Genomic DNA, 1,308 nt, shown 5'->3' with positions numbered 1-1,308 from the left:
TGAAGGGTGCCATCTCAGCGTTACAGCCGGTGAGCAGCGAAGACTCGGTGCGGCAGGCTGTCGGTCATGGTGGTTCGCACGCTTGCGTTAGTCGTTGTCCGACGGGTTCTTGGACTGGTCGGGCTGGGTTCTGCGCCTGATGCCAAGGACATCGAGATCGCGGTGTTGCGGCACCAGTTGATGGTGCTGCGCCGGCAGGTGACCCGACCGCGGTACACGCCGCAGGACCGGCTGGTACTGGCGATGTTGGCGCGGCTGCTGCCCCGCGAGCGGTGGGCCGCGTTCCTGGTCACGCCGGCGACGCTGCTGCGCTGGCACCGGGAACTGGTGGCCCGCCGCTGGACCTATCCGGCAACCGGAACCGGCGGGAACTGCTTAGACCCGGAAACCGTCGAGCTGGTGGTGCGGATGGCCCGGGAGAACCCGCGATGGGGATACATCAGGATCGTGGGGGAGTGCCACAAGCTCGGCATCCGGGTGTCGGCGACCTCGGTGCGGCGGATCCTGCGCCGTCACCGGCTCGGCCCCGCACCACGCCGTAGTGGCCCGAGTTGGACGGCGTTCCTGCGCGGGCAGGCCGCCGACATGCTCGCGTGTGACTTCTTGACGGTGGAGACTGTCGGGTTGACCCGGCTCTACGTGTTGTTCGTCGTCGAGCTCGATCGGCGCCGAGTGCACCTGGCAGGGGCCACCGCGCACCCGACCGGCGAGTGGGTCGTGCAGGCGGCCCGCAATCTGCTGATGGACCTTGACGAGCAAGCACATCGGCTGCGGTTCTGATCCGGGATCGCGACGCCAAGTTCACCGCCGCGTTCGATGCCGTCTTCGCTGCGGCTGGCATCCAAACCGTCAAGATCCCACCACGCGCGCCCAAGGCGAACGCGTACGCCGAAAGGTGGGTGCGCACCGTCCGGACCGAGTGCCTGGACTGGACGTTGATCTGGAACCGGCGCCACCTGCAGCGGGTCCTGACCCGGTATTTGGAGCACTACAACACCGGCCGTCCGCACCGCGGCATCGGCCTGCAGACGCCGCTGCCTGGCACTGCCGCACCGGTATCCACGATGCCCGTTGCTGGCAGCGTCGAGCGCGTTGACGTCCTCGGCGGACTCATTCACGAATACCGCCGCGCGGCCTGAGGTACGCGTACTGGTTTGGCGCGCAGGTGCGCCCATAACTGTCCCACTGCCGGCACTCTGGTCTGCCGCCTTGCTGCCGCCGACTGTCCTCACTCCTACCGGCCGGGTAGTCGGCGGCGAGGCGCAACCGGTGCAACAGCCTCGAATCCTCGAACTGGCACCCTTCAGG

The 1,308-nt window shown here is 67.8% G+C and carries 2 protein-coding genes; both read left to right on the top strand.

Going from position 1 to position 1,308, the window contains the following annotated elements; translation table 11 throughout:
- The first annotated feature begins 162 nt into the window (after positions 1–162).
- Positions 163–780, top strand: a complete 618-nt coding sequence (locus I4J89_RS49065; RefSeq protein WP_309238817.1) for an integrase catalytic region — start codon at positions 163–165, stop codon at positions 778–780.
- On the top strand, positions 777–1,139 hold the full coding sequence (locus I4J89_RS50735; protein ID WP_230860872.1) for an integrase core domain-containing protein: 363 nt from the start codon (positions 777–779) through the stop codon (positions 1,137–1,139). The genes I4J89_RS49065 and I4J89_RS50735 overlap by 4 nt, the downstream gene beginning before the upstream one ends.
- Positions 1,140–1,308: the final 169 nt, after the last annotated feature.

Origin of the sequence: Actinoplanes aureus (assembly GCF_015704865.1) — a bacterium.
GTDB lineage: Bacteria > Actinomycetota > Actinomycetes > Mycobacteriales > Micromonosporaceae > Actinoplanes > Actinoplanes aureus.
This window is presented reverse-complemented; position numbering and strand designations above follow the sequence as displayed.